The organism is Citrobacter sp. Cb023 (assembly GCF_030336805.1).
GTDB lineage: Bacteria > Pseudomonadota > Gammaproteobacteria > Enterobacterales > Enterobacteriaceae > Citrobacter > Citrobacter braakii.
In genome coordinates this window covers 175,841-195,558 of record NZ_JAOWCV010000038.1, presented here as the reverse complement: position 1 = coordinate 195,558, position 19,718 = coordinate 175,841, and the positions used below count along the sequence as shown (strand labels likewise).

At 47.8% G+C, this 19,718-nt stretch carries 15 protein-coding genes and 3 pseudogenes; 11 read left to right on the top strand and 7 right to left on the bottom strand.

Features of this window, described 5'->3' with window-relative positions:
- Positions 1-84 precede the first annotated feature (84 nt).
- Positions 85-1,626 (top strand): EAL domain-containing protein, encoded by a 1,542-nt coding sequence (locus OGW44_RS14645; RefSeq protein ID WP_153647147.1) that lies wholly within the window; start codon positions 85-87, stop codon positions 1,624-1,626.
- Positions 1,627-1,740: 114 nt separating this feature from the next.
- Here OGW44_RS14645 and OGW44_RS14640 read toward each other — a convergent pair.
- Positions 1,741-1,836: pseudogene (locus tag OGW44_RS14640) on the bottom strand (SOS response-associated peptidase); the annotation flags it as partial.
- 756 nt (positions 1,837-2,592) lie between these two features.
- On the opposite strand from OGW44_RS14640, the gene OGW44_RS14635 reads away from it, so the two are divergent.
- The gene (locus tag OGW44_RS14635; RefSeq protein WP_185654522.1) at positions 2,593-3,426 is read left to right on the top strand and encodes a hypothetical protein; all 834 of its coding nucleotides are present in this window, start codon (positions 2,593-2,595) and stop codon (positions 3,424-3,426) included.
- Between the two features lie 444 nt (positions 3,427-3,870).
- Positions 3,871-4,080, top strand: a pseudogene (gene spr, locus OGW44_RS14630) (bifunctional murein DD-endopeptidase/murein LD-carboxypeptidase); the annotation flags it as partial.
- Positions 4,081-4,951: 871 nt separating this feature from the next.
- Here the strand turns inward: spr and OGW44_RS14625 are convergent.
- The 3 genes and pseudogenes from OGW44_RS14625 to znuC all read right to left on the bottom strand — a co-directional run.
- Positions 4,952-5,215 (bottom strand): annotated as a pseudogene (locus OGW44_RS14625) (SOS response-associated peptidase family protein); the annotation flags it as partial.
- A gap of 291 nt (positions 5,216-5,506) precedes the next feature.
- Positions 5,507-6,292, bottom strand: a complete 786-nt coding sequence (gene znuB / locus OGW44_RS14620; protein WP_016152760.1) for a zinc ABC transporter permease subunit ZnuB — start codon at positions 6,290-6,292, stop codon at positions 5,507-5,509.
- On the bottom strand, positions 6,289-7,044 hold the full coding sequence (gene znuC / locus OGW44_RS14615; protein ID WP_016152761.1) for a zinc ABC transporter ATP-binding protein ZnuC: 756 nt from the start codon (positions 7,042-7,044) through the stop codon (positions 6,289-6,291). The genes znuB and znuC overlap by 4 nt, the downstream gene beginning before the upstream one ends.
- Before the next feature lie 78 nt (positions 7,045-7,122).
- Here znuC and znuA point away from each other — a divergent pair, with 78 nt between their 5' ends.
- The 3 genes from znuA to lpxM all read left to right on the top strand — a co-directional run bounded on the left by znuA (position 7,123) and on the right by lpxM (position 10,493).
- Positions 7,123-8,067 carry a zinc ABC transporter substrate-binding protein ZnuA gene (gene znuA / locus OGW44_RS14610; RefSeq protein WP_019076521.1) on the top strand — a complete coding sequence of 315 codons (945 nt, stop codon included), beginning with the start codon at positions 7,123-7,125 and terminating at the stop codon, positions 8,065-8,067.
- Positions 8,068-8,082: 15 nt separating this feature from the next.
- Entirely contained in the window at positions 8,083-9,402 is a 1,320-nt protein-coding gene (mepM, locus tag OGW44_RS14605) for a murein DD-endopeptidase MepM (protein WP_016152763.1), read from the top strand.
- Positions 9,403-9,521: 119 nt separating this feature from the next.
- Complete coding sequence (gene lpxM / locus OGW44_RS14600; RefSeq protein ID WP_185654377.1) at positions 9,522-10,493, top strand: lauroyl-Kdo(2)-lipid IV(A) myristoyltransferase; 972 nt, start codon at positions 9,522-9,524, stop codon at positions 10,491-10,493.
- A gap of 45 nt (positions 10,494-10,538) precedes the next feature.
- Here the strand turns inward: lpxM and pyk are convergent, their stop codons facing one another.
- Together pyk and OGW44_RS14590 are read right to left on the bottom strand one after the other, a co-directional pair.
- Entirely contained in the window at positions 10,539-11,981 is a 1,443-nt protein-coding gene (pyk, locus tag OGW44_RS14595; RefSeq protein ID WP_046276423.1) for a pyruvate kinase, read from the bottom strand.
- A 118-nt stretch (positions 11,982-12,099) separates the two neighbouring features.
- Positions 12,100-12,969 (bottom strand): MurR/RpiR family transcriptional regulator, encoded by an 870-nt coding sequence (locus tag OGW44_RS14590; protein WP_019076523.1) that lies wholly within the window; start codon positions 12,967-12,969, stop codon positions 12,100-12,102.
- Between the two features lie 368 nt (positions 12,970-13,337).
- On the opposite strand from OGW44_RS14590, the gene zwf reads away from it, so the two are divergent.
- The 3 genes from zwf to kdgA all read left to right on the top strand — a co-directional run bounded on the left by zwf (position 13,338) and on the right by kdgA (position 17,533).
- Entirely contained in the window at positions 13,338-14,813 is a 1,476-nt protein-coding gene (zwf, locus tag OGW44_RS14585; RefSeq protein ID WP_003034896.1) for a glucose-6-phosphate dehydrogenase, read from the top strand.
- Between the two features lie 232 nt (positions 14,814-15,045).
- On the top strand, positions 15,046-16,857 hold the full coding sequence (edd, locus tag OGW44_RS14580) for a phosphogluconate dehydratase (protein ID WP_016152767.1): 1,812 nt from the start codon (positions 15,046-15,048) through the stop codon (positions 16,855-16,857).
- Positions 16,858-16,891: 34 nt separating this feature from the next.
- Positions 16,892-17,533 (top strand): bifunctional 4-hydroxy-2-oxoglutarate aldolase/2-dehydro-3-deoxy-phosphogluconate aldolase, encoded by a 642-nt coding sequence (gene kdgA / locus OGW44_RS14575; protein ID WP_016152768.1) that lies wholly within the window; start codon positions 16,892-16,894, stop codon positions 17,531-17,533.
- A gap of 66 nt (positions 17,534-17,599) precedes the next feature.
- On the opposite strand, the gene purT is transcribed toward kdgA, so the two are convergent.
- The gene (gene purT, locus OGW44_RS14570) at positions 17,600-18,778 is read right to left on the bottom strand and encodes a formate-dependent phosphoribosylglycinamide formyltransferase (protein ID WP_046276424.1); all 1,179 of its coding nucleotides are present in this window, start codon (positions 18,776-18,778) and stop codon (positions 17,600-17,602) included.
- A gap of 132 nt (positions 18,779-18,910) precedes the next feature.
- Here purT and yebG point away from each other — a divergent pair, with 132 nt between their 5' ends.
- Together yebG and yebF are read left to right on the top strand one after the other, a co-directional pair.
- On the top strand, positions 18,911-19,201 hold the full coding sequence (gene yebG / locus OGW44_RS14565; RefSeq protein ID WP_003833810.1) for a DNA damage-inducible protein YebG: 291 nt from the start codon (positions 18,911-18,913) through the stop codon (positions 19,199-19,201).
- A gap of 121 nt (positions 19,202-19,322) precedes the next feature.
- Complete coding sequence (gene yebF / locus OGW44_RS14560; RefSeq protein ID WP_016152770.1) at positions 19,323-19,676, top strand: protein YebF; 354 nt, start codon at positions 19,323-19,325, stop codon at positions 19,674-19,676.
- Positions 19,677-19,718 lie beyond the last annotated feature (42 nt).

The following is a 19,718-nucleotide window of genomic DNA, read 5'->3' as shown; positions in this document are numbered from 1 at the left end:
CAACATTGTATATTGATAGTGGAATGTATGTTGTCACAAAGGGTTAGGATATATTAAGAGGTTTGTGTGATAAAGAACTACAAATTGACTACACTTAAGCCCTATGTGATATCAATCACATTTTCATTTTTGCTGTTTTTGTCGTTAACTGAGATTTCTACTTATTATATATATAAGGAGCGTATCGGTTCATATACAGAACGAGTATTGAATAGAAGTGTTAGTCTCATTCAACAGATTGATGAAATAAATGATGGTTATGAGATGTTTGATGCTTATAGTCCCTGTAGTGAACTACAGCTTCATGCTGTAAGAATCGCTCTATGGCCTTATGCACTTATAAAGGATATATCATTTATTTCTAATGGGGCAATTACTTGTACTGCGTTGTGGGGAAAGTTGCCAGCACCATTATTACTCAACATATACGATAGAAAAGTTGAAAAGGATAACTTGACGTGGTTTTTTGGCGTGTTGTTGGAAAATAATGTTAAAGCTGATTTACTAAGCAACCAAAAATTAGCTATAACGATTTCACCATTTGCTTTTAACAGATTTGCTACAGACCATGAAGAGAAAGGATTTTCAGCAATTGTCGGCAATAGAGATCATTCTCTTCATTTGTTTAGGTTTGGTGAACTGGTCGATCTGCTTGAGGAGGCTAAACATGATAAATCCTATCAGTTAGGACTTATTACTACGCAAAGTTGTAATGGAAAACATGACATCTGTGTCATGGGAGGAGTTAAATTTCCGTGGGTGAGTTTCGATAATTGGTTAATGATATTGTTGATTGCATTTACATCTATTGTAACAGGTGTTCTTTTAGGTGTTGTTTATAATCAAAAGGTTGCACGCAAACAATCATTAGTATCAAGATTAAAAAATGCCATAAGAAATGAATCATTATATCTTGTATATCAACCTATTTATAAAATAAAAACCGGTATGGTTATTGGTGTAGAGGCACTAATTAGATGGGATGACCATGATATTGGTAGCATTCCTCCTGATATTTTTATCCCTATTGCAGAGAGACATAATTTAATTCAAGATGTAAGTAATCTTGTATTTCGAATGGTAGTAAAAGAAGCTAGGTCCCTTTCTGAAAAATTTAATGTCTTTATAAGCATTAATGTTAGTTCACAAGACCTTTTGTCTGAATCTTTTCAAAGAAAAGTGTTTCAGATGATCGATGAATTAAATATAAAGCCCGGAATGATAATGATGGAATTAACAGAAAGACAGAGTGCGGATCTAAATTCACTCCAAAAGGTAATTTCTTTATTTAATGATAAAGGTATTTCAATAGCCATTGATGATTTCGGGACGGGCTATTCAAATTTAAACTGGCTGTCAAGTTTACAAATAGATGAAATTAAAATTGATAAATCAATTACAGACTCTATCGATGAATACTCTATAAGTAATAATTTATTATCAGGATTGGTAGAGATTTTTAAAGATATAACTCATAAGGTCGTATTCGAAGGTGTGGAAACATCAACTCAGGTTAATTATTTAACTGAAATGTTCCCTGAGTGCGGTGTACAGGGATGGTATTACTCAAAGCCGTTATCTATAGATAAATTGACAAAATTAGTCGAGGATGCCAATTTGCCTTAATAGTTATTACTTTATTTTCATTGTTTTCACATTCTATATAACACGCGTAACCGCGAGCTATATAAATTTAGCTGCAGAAGGATTTTGATATCTTGCCGCATTCAATCAGCTAGTTGGCTCAAAATTGTATGGAATGTCGCGTTCACCTTCTTCAGCGAGCAGGGCAAGATAGTCCTCTCGTGTCATTGACTGTGAAAAGCGTCCACACATAGAAACCTCCAGCCATATGTCAGACTAAAAGTATTGGGCAGTAAGAAAAAGTGGTGCGCACCGTTAAAGATTTAAACGGAGCTTGTAAAATAAATCGGAATGATTTCTTTGTGAATTGATGAATTCCGAAAGTGAAGGGGGCCTTAATCATTGTGTTCGAGAGCGATTAATAGACAACATTTGACGGACTTTTTCCCAGTAATTCCCCGAAGCTTCCCCTTTCAGAAAACAGACATAAAAAAACAGCCGTAACAGGCTGGTTATTAAAGGATTTTTGGTCGGCGCGAGAGGATTTGAACCTCCGCCCCCCCGACACCCCATGATGGCGAGTTACCGCTTAAGGGCTGCTATGTGCCAGAAGCGGACCTCTAGTCCAAAATTTGAACTAATTCAGGAAATGGTTGTTGTGCTATTTAATAGCCTTATTTTGACATGCGGGCAGTACTTAGAAAAATGAAGTTATAGGTGACTCATTACCAATGAGTTGGTTAAATCTCCAAACCAACGGCAAACGTACATTTCAAAATATTTGTTTATATGTAGAAGTATAGCGCTACGTAGGTCTTAACTGCCTATGGCGATCGTAAAAGAATTGAGTTACTGGCAGATTTTTGAACCGGGACTCCCCCAGTTGCCTGGGGAAATGTGCTCTAACTGTCCCCCCCATAGATTTGGTGGAGGGGCCCGGGATTGCTTGTCTAGGTGTCACTTTACCAATACACTAAGACTATCTAATCTATTAAGTATTGTAAAGCTATGACTACTTTGATTGCATGGGTCGGGGTTGACAGCCAGCGCATTGGATCAGTTTATATCGCCTCTGATAGCAGAATTACATGGATGGACTATGGAGATTGCTGGGATAGTACTCAAAAAGTATTTTCATCACGTTTTTACCCTGAGATATTTGGGTATAGTGGACGTGCTGAAATTGCTGTTCATACATTGCAACAATTAATAGGTCACATTGATGACGACATCTTGATTGAGCATTCAGACTCATTCGAGTTAAAAATTCAAAAAGTAATACTTTTTTTGAATGAAAAGGTTAGCAATCTCTCCGGAAATCGAATAGGGGCTGGTACTATTATATACGCTACTAGGATTGGATTTAAGATGAAATCACAGTTTCATATTGCTGAGATTAAATTTTCTAAAAATGGGTTCGTTTGGAGTGAGATTGAATTGCCAAATGAATCTAATGTCGTTGCCAAAGCTGGTTCCGGAGCCGCGATTCAAGAAACAATAAACAACAAGTGGTGTATTGGCGATAAGTTGGTTTCTGATAAAAATGAAGGGTATATTAAAAAAAATTATAGTCGCTTTGTATTTAGCTCTCTTTGTGAAGCTATATTGAGTAAAAGTGATAAATATACAGGTGGGGCGCCTCAACTGGTCGGTCTTTACAAGCATAAACCTGGACTCAATTTTGGTGTTATTTTTAATTCTAAACGTTACCTCAGTGGGAAAGAAATCTCATGTTCACAAGCCAAAAGCACTAATGTTGAGTGGAGGAATGAATTCTTTGAACTTTGCGATGGCGAATCCATGCAAGTACTCGATGGAGCACAAAAACAGCCGAGATGTTAGCCAGGATAGGCTTTTATGAATGACTTTCTCAGCTTGGTAATTAATTGTAAAGTAATGGAGTCAGGTTTATCATTAATTACATGTGCTTTTCTCAAGGAACTAATGATAAGATGATTAAAATTTAGAACGATAGTTAGGTCCATTGCAAATTGTATTACATAGTTTAAACTTTATGAAAGTTTAATTTTATTTAGACAATATACTTCCTTCAAAAGGGCATTATAAATGGATGTAAATGATTTTTCCATAGCAATTGATAACTTGAGAAGAAGGGCGTCCTCTGCTCGAAAAACAAGGTCAATAATTGCGTCAGTGCTATTCATTCTTTCTCTTGTTATTTTTGGGATAATATATATAAACACAACAAGTGGGCTTGCCAAGGGAATGAGTGATGTCTTCAAAAAATTATCACTGAATGACAATATCGATAGTGGCATTGAAGCTATGTATTCCAATGCTATCAATACTTCTAATTTACTGGCTGGAATCGCATCATCAAATTCAAATAAAATAGCAAAAACAAACGAGCCAGACAATGGTAAGTCATTAGAGGCTTCTAAGGATGAATTTGAGCGGATGGTAAAAAACCTAGAGGTGAAATCGAGGATTATGGATAGTTATGCAGATTTGAAAGGTGTGCGATATAGATTAGGTCAAGGAAACATAATTAACAGCGTTACAACTTCTTTCGCAACAATCGCATTTTCCATATGTTCAATATTATTACTTGTGTTCCTTGTTCAAATATCAGTGATGTTTATGAGGTACTACGCACAATTGGCGGAGCTTTACGATTCTCAAGCCTTAGCTTTAATTGTATCGGAAGGGAATACAGATAAAGCTATTTCTTTTGCGAAGGAGTTTTCTCCAAGAGTTATTTCTATAGGAAAGTCGCCAGATAGTGTTTATGAGAAAGCATTTGAAGTAATAGGTAATGTGATTAATAAGAAGGAAAAATAGTAATAGGTTAAGTTTCTGACGTTATTTTTTCTATGGTTTTTAAATTGTTTTATAAAAGATCATAAGAGGCCTGAATGACATTTCAGGCCTCTTATGGCCCATTTGAATATCAACTAATGAAATTCTGGTACTCATTTTAATACTTAGGACCTGGAAGGTGTGGCTCATTCAATACGGATTGTGCTGTCGAATGCGGCTTCCTTAAGTGGCTATTACCCTTCTTTCTTCCTGATTGTGTCTACAATCGCCCAAGTGTAAGTGCCACTAAAAACAAATCGTTGAGTTTTGAGAGCATCGACACATATGCAGGTGTCCGCTTCTCGCTCATAGCGGACTTCAGCGGCAGTAAAAGCTTTATCATCGAGGTTTGCCAATAGTGGTAGCGCGTTGAATGTGCCGGCGAAAAACTTGGATTCTTGGCGAAAACTCTTCCCCAAAACTAAAATCAAAGTTTAGATAATCAATGAGTTGTAAAAGGTAGCCACTGGCTGTTTTTGAAAGTAGAAAGCATGATAATTTCAATTATATCAAATGGTAGCTATGAATTTGGCAATGTAATGCTGCGTCACATTGGTTGAGCTAACTGGGGCCCCTGATTTTTCACATTTCCAACGGCACGCGTCACCGCGTGTGGTATAAATTTATCAGCCGGTACGGCACCATCGGCCCGATGAATAAAGCAAGGCTGTTTCTTGTCGTCTTCCTTTTTCCATTCTTACCAGCCATCAGCTAAGCAAATTACACGGCCATGCTGCCAGAGTGGTTTAAACATTCTGCTGATGGTTGCAGTTTCAGAACGTGCATAAATTAGCGGCAGCTTAGACCACCATCGATTGTTAATTTTTGGGGGCAAATTTGGGGGCAAAAATCAGTTCGGGGCATGATTTGGGGCGATGAAATGACTCACATTGCCCGAAATTGTCCAAGGCGATTTTTCATTAACTGATTGATTTTATGGTAATTGACTGTAATTGCTAAATTTACAAAATCAATTTTATAGTCTAACGCTGATTATGTGGCTGTGGGGATAAACATTTAATAAACCGCGGGAAGGGAAGCATTTCGCTCATGAAATAAAAAGCCGGATAAGGTGATAGCCTCCATCCGGCTAAAATACGCATTAGCTCGCCTGTTTTTTCATCATGCTGAAGATAAACAGCAGCGCAGCACACAGCACCACGGAAGGACCTGCCGGGGTGTCATAGAAGGCCGAGAAGGTCAGCCCGCCTGTAACCGCTATCATTCCCACACCAACGGCAACCCCTGCCATCTGTTCTGGCGTACGGGCAAAGCGACGGGCGGTTGCCGCAGGGATAATAAGCAGTGAGGTGATAATTAACGCCCCGACAAATTTCATCGCCACGCCAATAGTTAATGCTGTGACCAGCATCAGCAGTAGCTTAACGCGTTGCAGCTTCACGCCATCCACAAATGCCAGATCCGGACTGATGGTCATCGACAGCAGGTTGCGCCACTGCCAGAACAAAATCGCCAGAACGATAACCACCCCAATGGCGATGGAGATAAGATCTTCTGGCGTCACGGCGAGCAAATCACCAAACAGATAGGCCATCAGATCTACACGGATGTTGGACATCAGGCTGACGACAACCAGCCCTAATGACAGCGCACTGTGGGCCATAATGCCCAATAAAGTATCGATCGCAAGGTGAGGGCGCTTTTCCAGCCATACCAGACCGCCTGCCAGCAACAAGGTGACGACGATGACCGCATAGAAAGGGTTTACATCCAGCAGCAGGCCAAAGGCGACCCCCAGTAGCGAAGCGTGGGCCAGCGTATCACCGAAATAAGACATTCGACGCCAGACCACAAACGAGCCGAGCGGGCCAGCGGCACAGGCCAGCATGATCCCGGCTAACCAACCGGGTAATAACAATTCAATCATGAGTGACCATTTCCCCGGCGTAAGACGATACGACCCTGTAAATCGTGGCGGTGATTATGATTATGACGGTAAATTCCGAGTTGTTCGGCACCGCGTTGTCCGAACATTGAGATGAATTCCGGGTGCATGGAAACCACTTCCGGCGCACCAGAACAACAAATATGATGGTTCAGGCACAGTACCTCATCGGTTTTTGCCATCACCAGATGCAGGTCATGAGAAACCATCAGTACGGCGCAATCCAGTTCACGTCGCAACTGATCGATAAGATCGTACAGTGCGACCTGCCCATTGACATCCACGCCCTGGGTTGGCTCATCAAGCACCAGTAGCTGAGGTTTATTCAATAAAGCACGGGCCAACAGGACGCGTTGTGTCTCCCCGCCAGAGAGTTTTTGCATCGGCGCATTCATCAGATGTCCGGCCTGAACACGCTTCAGTGCCGGAAGGATATCTTCTTTTTTGGTGCCGGGACGTAGGCGCATAAACCGACTTACCGTCAGCGGAAGCGTCGTATCGAGGTACAGTTTTTGCGGCACATAGCCAATCCGCAATCGACCATTACGCTTGATAACTCCCTCATCAGCCTCTACCAGCCCTAATACAACGCGCACCAGCGTAGATTTCCCGGCACCATTTGGGCCGAGAAGCGTCAATATTTTACCGGGTCGAAGTTCAAGCGATACGTCAGAGAGGACGCGGCGTTGACCATAAGAGACCGAGACATTTTCCAGTGAAACCAAAGTCGTCATATCAATTTTAGTCTTGCAGAAGTTATAGAATGTTATAATATCACAATTCTCACATTCATTACGATGATTGGTCGCATTATGTTACATAAAAATACGCTTCTTTTCGCAGCATTATCCGCTGCTCTTTGGGGTAGTGCAACACAGTCGGCAAATGCCGCTGTCGTGGCCTCTCTTAAGCCACTGGGGTTTATCGCTTCAGCCATTGCTGACGGGGTTACTGACACCCAGGTTCTGCTGCCTGACGGGGCTTCCGAACACGATTACTCATTACGTCCTTCAGACGTAAAACGCTTACAGGGCGCGGACTTAGTCGTTTGGATTGGACCTGAGATGGAAGCGTTTATGGAAAAATCAGTCAAGAATATTCCTAACGCAAAACAGGTAACGATTGCGCAGCTCAATGACGTGAAACCGTTACTCATGAAAGGTGCTGACGACGATGATGACGATCATGGACATAATGATGCCGGCAGTGAAAAAAGTGACGAGCATCACCATCACGGCGATTACAACATGCATCTTTGGCTTTCCCCAGAGATAGCACGGGCCTCAGCGGTTGCAATCCATGAAAAATTAGTGGAACTTATGCCGCAAAGTCGAGCCAAACTTGACGCCAACCTGAAGGATTTTGAGGCACAATTAGCCGCAACCGATAAGCAGGTAGGTAACGAGCTCGCGCCGCTCAAGGGAAAAGGTTACTTCGTTTTTCATGACGCCTATGGCTACTACGAAAAACACTACGGACTAACACCGCTTGGTCACTTTACCGTGAACCCTGAGATTCAACCTGGTGCGCAGCGTTTACATGAAATAAGAACACAGTTGGTTGAGCAAAAAGCAACCTGCGTTTTTGCTGAGCCACAGTTCAGGCCAGCGGTCGTTGAAGCCGTCGCGAGAGGGACATCCGTTCGAATGGGAACGTTGGATCCGCTCGGAACGAATATCAAACTGGGTAAAACAAGCTATTCAGCGTTTTTGAACCAATTAGCCAACCAGTATGCGAGCTGCCTGAAAGGAGATTAATGAGGAAGTGATTACGTGCAACAGATAGCCCGCTCTGTCGCTCTGGCATTTAATAATCTGCCGCGGCCCCATCGCGTTATGCTGGGGTCGCTTACCGTACTGACATTGGCCGTCGCTGTCTGGCGGCCCTATGTTTACCATCCTGATTCTGCACCTATCGTCAAAACTATCGAGCTGGAAAAAAGCGAGATTCGTTCACTATTGCCTGAGGCCAGCGAACCTATCGATCAGGCCGCTCAGGAAGACGAAGCTATTCCACAGGACGAACTGGATGACAAAACGTCTGGTGAAGCCGGCGTGCATGAGTATGTCGTCTCCACGGGCGATACGCTGAGCAGTATTCTGAATCAGTACGGCATCGATATGGGTGACATCAGCCAACTCGCGGCTTCCGACAAACAACTGCGTAATCTGAAAATTGGTCAGCAACTTTCCTGGACGTTAGGCGCGGAAGGTGACTTGCAGCGCCTGACCTGGGAAGTCTCCCGTCGTGAAACCCGTACTTACGATCGCACCGCGACGGGTTTCAAAATGAGCAGCGAAATGCAGCAGGGCGATTGGGTTAACAGCCGAATCAAAGGCACCGTGGGCGGAAGTTTTGTCGCCAGTGCCAAAGATGCCGGACTGACCAGCTCTGAAATCAGCGCAGTGATTAAGGCCATGCAGTGGCAGATGGATTTCCGCAAACTGAAAAAAGGCGATGAGTTCTCGGTACTGATGTCTCGCGAAATGCTGGACGGTAAGCGTGAGCAAAGCCAACTGTTGGGCGTACGCTTGCGTTCTGAAGGTAAAGATTATTACGCAATCCGTGCTGAAGACGGTAAGTTCTATGACCGCAACGGTACCGGACTGGCGAAAGGCTTCATGCGTTTCCCGACGGCTAAGCAGTTCCGCATCTCTTCCAACTTTAACCCGCGTCGTCTGAACCCGGTGACCGGACGCGTTGCGCCGCACAAAGGTGTCGACTTTGCGATGCCGCAGGGGACGCCGGTGCTGTCGGTGGGTGATGGCGAAGTGGTTGTAGCGAAGCGCAGCGGCGCAGCCGGATACTATGTTGCGGTTCGTCATGGTCGCACCTATACCACGCGTTATATGCACCTGCGTAAGTTGTTGGTCAAACCAGGACAAAAAGTGAAACGTGGCGATCGTATCGCGCTGTCTGGCAATACCGGGCGTTCAACGGGTCCGCATCTGCACTACGAAGTCTGGATCAACCAGCAGGCAGTGAATCCTCTGACGGCGAAACTGCCGCGCACAGAAGGCCTGACTGGATCGGATCGTACCGATTACCTGGCACAGGTGAAAGAGGTTGTTCCTCAGTTGCGTTTCGATTAATTAACACGCTGACAGAGCCGGTACGCTATGCGTGCCGGCTTTTTTATTTTGTACGGCGCATCGCGCGCCGCTACACTATCAGCAGATCTACTTTTCGCCGCACCAGACACTGGAAGAGCATGGAAACGAAAAAAAAGAATATTGAATATATCCCCGAGTTTCACAAATCATTTCGCCATCCGCGCTACTGGGGTGCATGGCTTGGTGTGGCGGCGATAGCAGGCATTTCGTTAACGCCAGCATCATTTCGCGATCCAATTCTGGCAAAGCTCGGAAGAATGGCCGGGCGGCTGGGAAAAAGCTCGCGTCGCAGAGCACTGATCAATTTATCCCTCTGCTTTCCTGAGCGCAGCGAAGCTGAGCGTGAAGCTATTGTCGATGAGATGTTTGCGACTGCGCCTCAGGCGATGGTTATGATGTCGGAACTCGCCATACGCGGCCCGGAAAAAATTCAGCATCGGGTTGACTGGCAGGGGCTGGAAATCATCGAAGAGATGCGTCGCAACGATGAAAAAGTGATTTTTCTGGTTCCTCATGGTTGGGGCGTAGATATCCCAGCGATGCTGATGGCTTCCCAGGGACAGAAAATGGCTGCGATGTTCCACAATCAGGGAAATCCGGTATTCGATTATGTCTGGAACACGGTACGCCGTCGTTTCGGTGGTCGTTTGCATGCGCGTAATGATGGCATCAAACCGTTTATTCAGTCTGTACGTCAGGGATATTGGGGATACTACCTGCCGGATCAGGACCATGGCGCTGAGCACAGCGAGTTTGTGGATTTTTTTGCTACCTATAAAGCCACGTTACCGGCGATTGGCCGCCTGATGAAGGTGTGTCACGCCCGTGTGGTGCCGCTGTTCCCGGTATACAATGGGAAAACGCATCGCTTAACGATTCAGGTTCGTCCTCCGATGGATGACATCCTGACGGCGGATGACCACACCATTGCCAGACGAATGAACGAAGAAGTGGAAATCTTTGTCACGCCGCATCTCGAGCAATACACCTGGATTCTAAAACTGCTTAAGACGCGTAAACCTGGTGAAATTGAGCCTTATAAGCGTAAAGATCTTTATCCGAAGAAATAAAAAAAAGCCTCTCAAACGAGAGGCTTTTTTACATCAAACGGGGCGTTACTCGACGGTCAGAATACGCGTGGTATTCGTTGAGCCAATGGTGCTCATGACATCGCCTTGCGTCACAATGACCAGGTCGCCGGAAACCAGATAGCCTTTATCGCGCAGCAGATTCACTGCTTCATTGGCGGCAACGACGCCGTCAGTTTCGCTGTCAAAGTGAACTGGGGTGACGCCGCGATACAAGGAAGTAAGATTCAGCGTACGTTCATGACGAGACATCGCGAAAATCGGCAGACCAGAACTGATACGTGAAGTCATCAGCGCAGTACGACCGGATTCCGTCATTGTGATGATAGCGGTGACCCCTTTCAGGTGGTTAGCGGCATACATCGCTGACATGGCAATCGCTTCTTCAACGTTATCAAACTGCACGTCAAGGCGGTGTTTAGAAACATTGATGCTCGGGATCTTCTCAGCACCCAAACAGACGCGTGCCATAGCCGCGACGGTTTCAGCTGGGTACTGACCTGCTGCAGTTTCTGCTGAGAGCATAACGGCATCGGTACCGTCGAGGACGGCGTTAGCCACGTCCATCACTTCTGCACGGGTCGGCATTGGGTTGGTGATCATCGATTCCATCATCTGCGTGGCGGTAATGACCGCACGGTTCAGCTGACGTGCGCGGCGAATCAACGCTTTCTGAATACCTACCAGCTCAGGATCGCCAATTTCAACGCCCAGGTCGCCACGCGCCACCATCACCACGTCGGAGGCAAGGATGATGTCATCCATCGCATTCTGGTCGCATACGGCTTCTGCACGTTCTACCTTGGCGACAATTTTCGCATCGCAGCCAGCGTCGCGCGCCAGACGGCGGGCATAGTTCAGATCTTCGCCGCAGCGCGGGAAGGAGACGGCCAGATAGTCAACGCTGATTTGCGCAGCGGTGACGATGTCGGCTTTGTCTTTTTCGGTCAGGGCTTCAGCAGAGAGACCGCCGCCCAGTTTGTTAATGCCCTTATTGTTGGACAGCGGGCCACCGACGGTAACTTCGGTGAAGACTTTCATGCCCTGAACTTCCAGCACTTTAAGTTGTACGCGGCCGTCGTCGAGCAGCAGGATATCGCCCGGGACGACGTCAGCAGGCAGTCCTTTATAATCAATACCGACTTTTTCTTTGTCGCCTTCGCCTTTGCCGAGGTTGGCGTCTAACAGGAACTTGTCGCCAACGTTAAGAAATACTTTACCTTCTTTAAAGGTTGATACGCGGATTTTAGGTCCCTGCAGGTCACCCAAAATAGCTACATGACGTCCCAGTTTTGCGGCAATTTCACGGACCTTATCCGCCCGCAGTTTGTGATCTTCTGGAGAGCCGTGAGAAAAGTTCATTCGTACGACGTTCGCACCCGCGGCGATAATCTTTTCAAGGTTATTATCGCGGTCAGTTGCCGGGCCTAACGTGGTAACGATTTTGGTTCTGCGAAGCCTTCTGGACATGTAATACTCCGTTGACTGAAACAACTTGGTGTTGCGTGAACATTAATCCGGTCGTTCTCAAATATTAACGGTAAATGAACGACCCGGATGATAAAAGGGTAGAACATTGTTATTGCTTTTAGCGGTCATCACTCTTGATGAGTAATTCTTTATCAAAACGCGATTCCTTGAGCGCTTCCTTGACACGCTTCAAGTTATCTCTAAATTTTGCCCCACGGCGCAAAGTAAATCCTGTAGCCAGCACATCTATCACGGTCAGTTGAGCAAGTCGAGAGACCATAGGCATATAAATGTCAGTATCTTCCGGTACATCGAGAGTAATTGCCAGCGTTGCTTCACGCGCCAGTGGCGTGCCGGGAGAGGTGAGGGCGATAACCATGGCGTCATTTTCCCGCGCCAACTGCGCCAGTTCCACCAGACTTTTGGTTCTTCCGGTATGAGAAATAAGCACAATGACGTCATCGTCGCTACAATTCATGCAACTCATGCGTTGCAGAACAATATCGTCGGAATAGATTACCGGTACGTTAAACCGGAAAAATTTATTCATTGCGTCATGCGCCACTGCGGCAGAAGAACCGAGGCCAAAGAAGGCAATTTTTTTCGCCTGAGTTAATAAATCTACTGCCCGGTTTACCGCTGCGTTATCCAGAGACTGGCGGACGTGGTCGAGGCTTGCCATCGCTGACTCGAAGATTTTCCCCGTGTAAGATTCTACGCTGTCATCCTCATCCACATTGCGATTAACATATGGGGTGCCATTTGCCAGACTTTGCGCCAGATGCAGTTTAAAATCAGGGAAGCCGCGGGTATCCATGCTGCGACAGAAACGGTTCACCGTCGGTTCGCTGACATTGGCTTCCACAGCAAGTGTGGCGATGCTTGAATGGATTGCCCGCTCGGGAGAGGCAAGAATAATGTCGGCGACTTTACGCTCTGACTTGCTCAACTGTTCCAGTTTTAACTGGATTTTTTCCAGCATATTCATGATGTAGGTAGACTCATGGGTCATGGGCAAAAACGATTTCAATGATACGGAGAAATCGGGGCATAATTTCGTGTATAGATATTACCCCTGCTAATGCAGCAACGGGGCAAAATGGACAGAATAGTTGTTGTTTTTTTTCATTACATGATCGGAGTCGGGTTTTCTTACGTCTTCAGGGGTACGAAAAAAGACGACTTTTTTGTCCAATTTGCGACGGCAAACGCCCATAAAGCGACTGTTCGCGGTAACAGCACGGCTGGATAAGCGTTTACGGTTTCCGGATTCACGTAAAAGCAGTACAGTGCACTGTAATAAAATTACAACCAGTGTCTGGCAAAAGCACCAGGCACTTAATTGAGGAGAATGACATGGCGGTAACGCAAACAGCCCAGGCATGTGATCTGGTCATTTTCGGCGCGAAGGGCGACCTGGCGCGGCGGAAATTGCTGCCTTCCCTGTATCAACTGGAAAAGGCCGGCCAGATTAACCCGGAAACCCGTATCATTGGGGTAGGGCGTGCCGACTGGGACAAAGCAGCCTATACCAAGGTTGTGCGTGAAGCGCTCGAAACCTTCATGAAAGAAAAAATCGACGAAGGTTTGTGGGAGACTCTCAGCGGTCGTCTGGAGTTTTGTAATCTGGACGTCAATGACACCGCCGCGTTTAGCCGTCTGGGCGAAATGCTGGATCAAAAATCACGTACCACCATTAACTATTTCGCGATGCCGCCGAGCACCTTTGGCGCGATCTGCAAAGGCTTGGGTGAAGCAAAGCTGAATGCTAAACCAGCCCGTGTTGTGATGGAAAAACCGCTGGGTACGTCGCTGGCAACATCCCGTGAAATCAACGATCAGGTCGGCGAGTATTTCGAAGAGTGTCAGGTTTATCGTATCGACCACTATCTTGGCAAAGAGACGGTCCTGAACCTGCTGGCACTGCGTTTTGCCAACTCCCTGTTTGTGAACAACTGGGATAACCGCACTATCGATCACGTAGAAATTACCGTGGCGGAAGAAGTGGGTATTGAAGGCCGTTGGGGCTATTTTGACCAGGCAGGTCAAATGCGCGACATGATTCAGAACCACCTGCTGCAGATCCTGTGCATGATTGCGATGTCTCCGCCGTCCGATCTGAGCGCCGACAGCATTCGTGATGAAAAAGTGAAGGTACTGAAATCGCTGCGTCGTATCGATCGTTCGAACGTACGTGAAAAAACGGTTCGCGGTCAGTACACCGCGGGTTTTGCCCAGGGCAAAAAAGTGCCGGGGTATCTGGAAGAAGAAGGCGCGAACAAGAGCAGCAACACGGAAACGTTTGTGGCGATCCGTGTGGATATCGATAACTGGCGCTGGGCGGGAGTTCCGTTCTACCTGCGTACCGGTAAACGTTTACCGACGAAGTGCTCTGAAGTGGTGGTTTACTTCAAAACGCCTGAGCTGAATCTGTTCAGAGAATCCTGGCAGGATCTGCCGCAGAACAAGTTGACCATCCGTTTGCAGCCTGATGAAGGTGTCGATATCCAGGTACTGAACAAAGTGCCGGGTCTGGATCACAAGCATAATCTGCAAATTACCAAGCTTGATCTGAGCTATTCCGAAACCTTCAACCAGACGCACCTTGCCGACGCCTATGAGCGCCTGCTGCTCGAAACAATGCGCGGAATACAGGCGCTGTTTGTGCGTCGTGATGAAGTTGAAGAAGCATGGAAGTGGGTCGACTCAATTACCGAAGCCTGGGCGATGGACAACGACGCGCCGAAGCCGTATCAGGCAGGGACCTGGGGCCCGGTTGCTTCTGTGGCGATGATTACCCGAGATGGTCGTTCCTGGAACGAATTCGAGTAAAATATCATCTAGCCCATAGGTGTTATTTTACCGGTAACATGATCTAACACAGATTGTAGAATAATTTTTGCACTTTTAGGCTCCGCGTGGATTCACCCGCGGGGCTTTTTTTATTACACTGCCTGAAACGATTTTGCCCCTGAGCTACGGCCAACAAGCGATTCAGCTATTTTTACCCAACTGAAACACATTGTTGATCCAACGCTCTGACAGATAAATTTTAGGAGCCTCTATGAATCCGAATTTGTTACGCGTAACACAACGTATCGTCGAACGTTCTCGTGACACACGTTCCGCCTACCTCGCCCGTATTGAACAAGCGAAATCAACTACCGTTCATCGCTCGCAACTGGCATGCGGTAACCTGGCGCATGGTTTTGCTGCGTGTCAGCCGGACGATAAGGCCTCGCTGAAAAGCATGCTGCGTAACAATATCGCGATCATTACCTCCTATAACGACATGCTTTCCGCGCATCAGCCGTATGAACACTATCCGGCCATCATTCGTAAAGCACTGCATGAAGCCAATGCAGTAGGCCAGGTTGCTGGCGGTGTACCTGCAATGTGCGACGGTGTGACCCAGGGGCAGGATGGGATGGAGCTTTCGCTGCTCAGTCGTGAAGTGATTGCGATGTCTGCTGCAGTGGGCCTTTCCCACAACATGTTCGACGGCGCGTTGTTCCTCGGCGTATGCGACAAAATTGTCCCGGGTCTGGTAATGGCTGCGCTGTCATTTGGTCATCTGCCGTCAATCTTTATTCCTTCCGGTCCGATGGCGAGCGGTCTGGCGAACAAAGAAAAAGTGCGTATCCGTCAGCTGTATGCTGAAGGTAAAGTCGATCGCATGGCGCTTCTTGAATCCGAAGCGGCGTCTTATCACGCTCCGGGTACCTGTACGTTCTACGGCACGGCGAATACTAACCAGATGGTGGTGGAGTTTATGGGTATGCAACTGCCTGGCTCCTCATTTGTACATCCTGATGCGCCGCTGCGTGAAGCGCTGACAGCGGCAGCAGCCCGTCAGGTAACACGCCTGACCGGCAATGGCAATGAATGGATGCCGATCGGTAAAATGATCGATGAAAAAGTGGTAGTGAACGGTATTGTGGCGCTGCTGGCGACCGGGGGCTCTACCAACCATACGATGCACCTGGTGGCTATGGCGCGTGCGGCCGGGATTCTGATTAACTGGGATGATTTCTCCGATCTGTCCGATATCGTGCCGCTGATGGCGCGTCTGTACCCGAATGGTCCGGCAGATATTAACCACTTCCAGGCGGCGGGTGGCGTGCCGGTGTTAATGCGTGAACTGCTCAATGCGGGTCTGCTACATGAAGATGTGAACACCGTTGCCGGATTCGGTTTATCCCGCTACACCATGGAACCGTGGCTTAACGAGGGTGAACTGGACTGGCGCGAGGGGGCGGTGAAGTCTCTGGACAACAACGTGATCGCCACCTTTGACCAACCATTCTCCCACCACGGCGGCACCAAAGTGCTGAGCGGTAATCTCGGGCGTGCGGTGATGAAAACGTCGGCGGTACCGGTAGAAAACCAGATTATTGAAGCGCCGGCAGTTGTCTTTGAAAGTCAGCATGATGTCTTACCCGCGTTCGATGCGGGTCTGCTTGACCGGGATTGCGTGGTGGTTGTGCGCCATCAGGGACCAAAAGCGAACGGAATGCCAGAATTACATAAACTCATGCCGCCACTTGGTGTATTATTGGACCGTTGTTTCAAAATTGCGTTAGTTACCGATGGACGACTTTCAGGTGCTTCAGGTAAAGTGCCTTCAGCAATCCATGTAACCCCGGAAGCCTATGATGGCGGGCTGCTGGCAAAAGTACGCGATGGCGACATCATTCGTGTGAATGGACAGACAGGTGAATTGACGCTGCTGGTGGATGAAGAGGAACTTGCCTCCCGTCAGCCACACATTCCTGATCTCAGCGCATCGCGCGTGGGTACGGGACGTGAAATGTTCAGCGCGTTGCGTGAAAAGCTGTCCGGTGCGGAGCAGGGCGCAACCTGTATCACTTTTTAAGACTTATTTTGTAATCAGGCGAGAGAAAACTCTGATGAAAAACTGGAAGACAAGTGCAGAAGCAATCCTGACCACGGGCCCGGTTGTACCGGTTATCGTGGTTAATAAACTGGAACACGCGGTGCCAATGGCAAAAGCGCTGGTTGCAGGGGGCGTGCGCGTTCTGGAAGTGACCTTACGTACCGCATGTGCGATGGATGCCATTCGCGCGATCGCAAAAGAAGTTCCCGACGCTATCGTTGGTGCGGGTACCGTACTGAATCCACAGCAACTGGCTGAAGTCACTGAAGCGGGTGCGCAGTTTGCTATCAGCCCGGGCCTGACCGAGCCGCTGCTGAAAGCTGCAACTGAAGGCACTATTCCGCTGATCCCAGGCATTAGCACCGTTTCTGAACTGATGCTGGGTATGGACTACGGTTTGAAAGAGTTCAAATTCTTCCCGGCGGAAGCAAACGGCGGTACTAAAGCGCTGCAGGCAATTGCGGGTCCGTTCTCTCAGGTCCGTTTCTGCCCAACCGGCGGTATCTCTCCAGCGAACTACCGTGATTACCTGGCACTGAAAAGTGTGCTGTGCATCGGTGGTTCCTGGCTGGTTCCGGCAGATGCCCTGGAAGCTGGTGATTACGCACGCATTACCAAGCTGGCTCGTGAAGCAGTAGAAGGCGCGAAGCTGTAATAACGCAAAATGCCCGGTAATCATTACCGGGCCTGCGAGTCTGAAACGGGCCAGATGGCCCGTTTTTTATCCTGCGACTTTCACCTGTGCCGCCGCGTCTTTCGCGCGTGTCACCGCGTCTTCAATACTCTGCGCTGTGGCCAGCACAACGCCCATACGACGGCTCCCGTCGATGTCCGGCTTGCCGAAGAATCTGACTTGCATACCTGTGCCCACAGCGGCCTGTACGTTATCAAACGTGACATTCTGGCTGGTAAGCTGCGGCAGAATAACGGCGGAAGCAGAAGGCCCATATTGACGGATTGCGCCAACCGGCAGACCGAGAAATGCGCGTACATGCAGGGCAAACTCAGACAGATCCTGCGAAATCAAGGTCACCATACCCGTGTCGTGAGGGCGAGGGGAAACTTCGCTGAAAATGACCTCATCACCGCAGACAAATAGCTCTACCCCAAACAGACCGTGGCCGCCCAGCGCCAGCACCACCTTACGGGCAATCTCCTGCGCTCGAGCCAGCGCCAGGTCACTCATCTGCTGCGGCTGCCAGGATTCGCGATAATCGCCATCTTCCTGACGATGTCCTACCGGTGCGCAGAAATGTACGCCATCAACGGCGCTGACGGTAAGCAGGGTGATTTCAAAATCAAAATTCACTACGCCTTCGACGATAACGCGTCCGGCACCTGCTCGGCCGCCTTGTTGAGCATAATTCCAGGCTTCAGTGAGTCGATCGGCGGAACGGATAAAGCTCTGTCCCTTACCGGAGGAACTCATTACCGGCTTCACGATGCAGGGATAGCCTATTTCGGCGACGGCCTCGCGAAAGCGGGCTTCGCTGTCAGCAAAGCGGTAAGAAGAGGTTGGTAGAGATAATTCTTCGGCAGCGAGACGACGGATTCCTTCGCGGTTCATGGTCAACTGCGTCGCCCGGGCGCACGGCACGATGTTTTGACCGTCCTGTTCCAGTTTTACCAGCATATCCGTGGCAATCGCCTCTATTTCCGGCACGATATAATGTGGTTTTTCACGCTCGACGAGCTGGCGTAAAGCATCGCCATCCAGCATGTTGATTACGTATGAGCGATGGGCAACGTGCATGGCTGGCGCGTCGGGGTAACGATCCACGGCAATGACTTCCACACCCAGGCGTTGGCATTCAATCGCCACCTCTTTACCCAGTTCACCTGAACCTAATAACATCACTCGCGTTGCTGCGGGACGCAGCGCTGTGCCTAATAACGTCATAAATTAATCCCCTGTTTTATCTGGGCGCAGTATATACGAAAACGTTTGCGTCTGTCTTTATTACCAGGTTGATTTCAAGGCGCAAAAAGAATATACTGTACATAAATACAGGTAATTTAAGAGGCTGCAAAAATGGCGGTTGAAGTTAAATACGTAGTCATTCGGGAAGGTGAGGAAAAAATGTCGTTTACCAGCAAAAAGGAAGCCGATGCGTATGACAAAATGCTTGATACAGCAGATTTGCTCGACACATGGCTGGAGCAATCGCCGGTAGCGCTGGAAGACGAGCAGCGCGAAGCGCTTTCCCTGTGGCTGGCTGAGCAGAAAGATGTGCTGAGCGCCATTCTGAAAAACGGCAAGCTGCCCTCTCCGCAGGCGGTCGAAAACGATGCGCACGCTGAGGATGATACTCAGGCTGCCTGAAACGACTTGCGCTCCTGACGTTTTGTACCATGCTTTTCCCTGAATCATTGTGCAATCCCTGACGTCTTTTCACGTTGCAACAGGCAACCTGAAGGACGAAGGGGAGATTAAGGAGAAAAGAATGTATAAAAAAAGAGCGTTGTTGAGCCTGCTGTTGTTATCTGCCAGCGTATCTGTATTTGCGGCAAATATGGAAAGTAAGAAAGTTCAGTTCCCCAAGTGCGAAGGACTGAATGCTGACGGTATCGCGGCGAGCGTGAAACGTGATTATCAGCAAAATCGCATCGCGCGCTGGGCTGACGATCAAAAACGCGTCGGGCAAGCCGATCCTGTCGCCTGGGTCAACACGCCCGATATTACGGGCAAAGATGGGAAATGGTCAGTTCCCCTCACGGTTCGCGGTAAAAGCGCGGATATTCACTACCAGGTAAAAGTCGACTGCAAAGCCGGAACGGCGGAGTATCAGTCGCAGTAACGAAGGTAGAAGGTATTTGCACTTCTTTTGATGACCTGAACA